This window comes from Romboutsia sp., from assembly GCF_035470145.1.
GTDB lineage: Bacteria > Bacillota > Clostridia > Peptostreptococcales > Peptostreptococcaceae > Romboutsia_D.
This window is the reverse complement of record NZ_DATIRC010000120.1, coordinates 1-2,921: the sequence shown is the minus strand read 5'-3', so window position 1 is coordinate 2,921 and position 2,921 is coordinate 1. Positions and strand designations below refer to the sequence as shown.

General features: G+C 25.5%; 2 protein-coding genes. Both read right to left on the bottom strand.

Annotated features, from left to right (window positions below):
- Positions 1–142: 142 nt before the first annotated feature.
- Positions 143–2,152: an ATP-dependent DNA helicase gene (locus tag VLM92_RS04755; protein ID WP_325275211.1), complete on the bottom strand. Its 2,010-nt coding sequence runs from the start codon at positions 2,150–2,152 to the stop codon at positions 143–145.
- Between the two features lie 234 nt (positions 2,153–2,386).
- Positions 2,387–2,921 (bottom strand): MATE family efflux transporter (locus tag VLM92_RS04750; protein WP_325275210.1); only part of this gene is annotated, 535 nt, incomplete at its 5' end.

Here is a 2,921-nt window from a genome sequence, read left to right as displayed (position 1 = left end):
ATTTCTTTTTTATTTTCATTTATAAATTCAATAATTCTAAAAAGCCTTAGATCATTTAAAAATGACTGTGGATGCAAAAAAAAGTAAGCTTTAGATTTTTAAATTCTAAAGCTTACTTTTAAAATTGATTTTTATCATAATCTTATAAGTTTTTATCACAAAATCTTTTTATATCTTCTATATTATTACTTTTATTTTTTATAGGTAGTGAATCAAACACAATATCCTTATATCTACTATTTGAAAAATCACCTATTCTAGAATCAAGAATAGCTACAATACCTTTATCATCATGCTTTCTAATTAATCTACCAATACCTTGTCTAAGCTTCACTATCATATACGGTACACTAACCTCCATTAAAAAGTCTTTGCTAGTACTTCTTTTATACTCAATTATAGGATCTGGCACTGGAAATGGTAGCCTAAATACTATAAGGTTTGAAAGAGCCTTACCTGGTATATCAATACCCTCCCAAAACGTACCTGTTGCTAATAGTACTGAGTTTTTATCTTTTTTAAATTCCTCTAGTATTTCATCTTGCGATGAAGCTATGCTTTGCCTTAATAAATTATATCCAATATTCTTTTTCTTTAATATATTATATACTTCATTTAAATCACTTTTGGATGTAAATAGTATTAAAGCTTTACCTTTTGTTATTTCTAGTAGTTTTATTATTTCCTCTACACCTTTTTTAATAAAAGTATCTCTTTCATAAGTTGGATGAGGCATGTTTTCAGCGTAGTATATCATGGCATTTTCATTATATGCAAATGGAGAGTACTTTTGCACTGCTAAAAATCCGTCTTTAACTTTAAAGCCTGTATTTTTTATAAAATACTCATATCGTTCTTCTTCACTACCCTTGTTTTTATCTGCTATTGTTGCTGATGTTAATATTGTAGTTTTTGTTTTATCAAAATATAGCTTTCTTATTTCTTTGTCTATGTTTTTAGGGCAAGAGAAAACTTCTATACCTTTGTTTTTTTCCATCCAAAATAAGTTGTTAGAATTTTTTTCTAATATATTACTTAAGAATAGTTCTAAATTTTCTAGGCTTTCTACTATTTCTTCACTTAAATTATTATCACTGTAAAATTGTACTTTATCATGTATTACTTTAATATGTTTTTGTAATTTGAAAATTAAATCTTTTATACTATCCATATCTATAAAAAATCTTTCCATATCGTTATTTTTAAAATTAGGATTTTCCTTTAATTGAGTTTTAATTTGGTCACTTAATTTTAAAAATAACATGTTTAAAATATCATTTATATTTTTAATTTCTAAGCTTAAACTATTTTTTACACTTACCTTTTTTATACTATTTCTAGAATCTTTAATTAAGTTCTTTATACTATTTTTGCTGTAACTTTCTATTAAAGAACTTCTAACCTTCTCTTCTAAATTATGAGCTTCATCTATTACTATTAAGTCTATATCATCACTTAACAACCCTTTTTGACCTTTTTTCAGCTTTTGAAAATGTACTGTTAGTAAGTCTTGGTTGCAAAGTATAACACCTTTAGTTTCTAGCATATCATTTCTAAGTCTCATGAACCTACAAGTCTTAAAATACTCACATTTTCTATGGTCTGTTGTTTTTATACATACATTGTCCCACATATCATCATTTATATCTAAGTTTATAAATCTTCTATCAATAGTTCCATTTTCTATGTATTTATAAAGTATTTCATCTTCTTCATTTATTTCATCATTATCTTTGAAATATTCATCAGCTCTTTTTCTGCATGCAAAATGAGTCATACCTTTTGCAAGTATTATCTCTGGTCTGTGATTTATGTATGAACATATTTTTTTAACATCTTTTATTAACTGCTCTTGAAGTGCTATTGTAGAAGTTGCTATTAATATTGGCTTATTAAATAGCATATTGTAATATAAAAGTGGCACAATGTAGGCATAAGATTTACCTATTCCTACTCCAGCTTCTACTATTGTATGCTTTTTTTCTTTTATACTATAACAAATATCAAGGGCCATGTCTTCTTGTCCTTCTCTTTGTTCAAATCCTAACCTTGGTATTTCTTCCATGAAAAAATCCCATACCAGTTTTTCTAGTTGATCGTATTTATCTATTTTATTATTAGTCTTATTTTTATTATCTGAAAACCAAAACATACTTTTCTCCTTATTTATTAATAATATATTATTTTACCACATATTGAAATTTTTGATTACTTATATACTTATAATTAACAATAAGTGCTATATTTATTTTAAGATTATCAATTGTTTAAAAATGTGCTGTCTAAAAATACAAAATAACTAGAATTTAATAAAAAAGGAAGTATCTGTTAATGATTAAAATCATTTTGAGACACTCCCTTTATTTTTATTTATATATTTAGTTTTCTATAAAACTTCAATTGCATTTGCTTTTATATGTTTATCTTTTCCATTTTTTAGTTTTAACATCTCATTAGTATTATAAGCAAAGTATGCTGTTAAAATCACAGTAAATAAATCTGAAAATGCTTGAGTATATAAAACTCCATTAATACCTAATAATTTAGGAAGTATAAATACAAGAGGAATAAAGAAAATTCCTTGTCTAGCCGTACCAACTATTAAAGCTTCTTTTGACATTCCTAATGCTTGATATAGTATAGCATATACTTGTGTAAATCCTAAGAAAGGATACATTAGAATAGTTGCTCGTAAAGTTTTTGCTCCAACTTCTATAACACTACTATCGCTACTAAATAAATTTATAGCAGGCTTTGCAAATATCATAAGAACCGCTGTTCCTGTAATTGCAAATATAGTTGTTATTTTTATAGATATTTTTATCGCTTTTCTTAATTTATCATAATTACCTGCACCATAATTATAACTAGCTATAGGCTGAAAACCTTGATTATAACCTATAATTACAAACATAACTAAT

Coding starts and splice junctions, on each gene's coding strand:
- VLM92_RS04755 (WP_325275211.1), bottom strand. CDS start 2,152: ATGTTTTGGTTTTCAGATAATAAAAATAAGACTAATAATAAAATAGAT.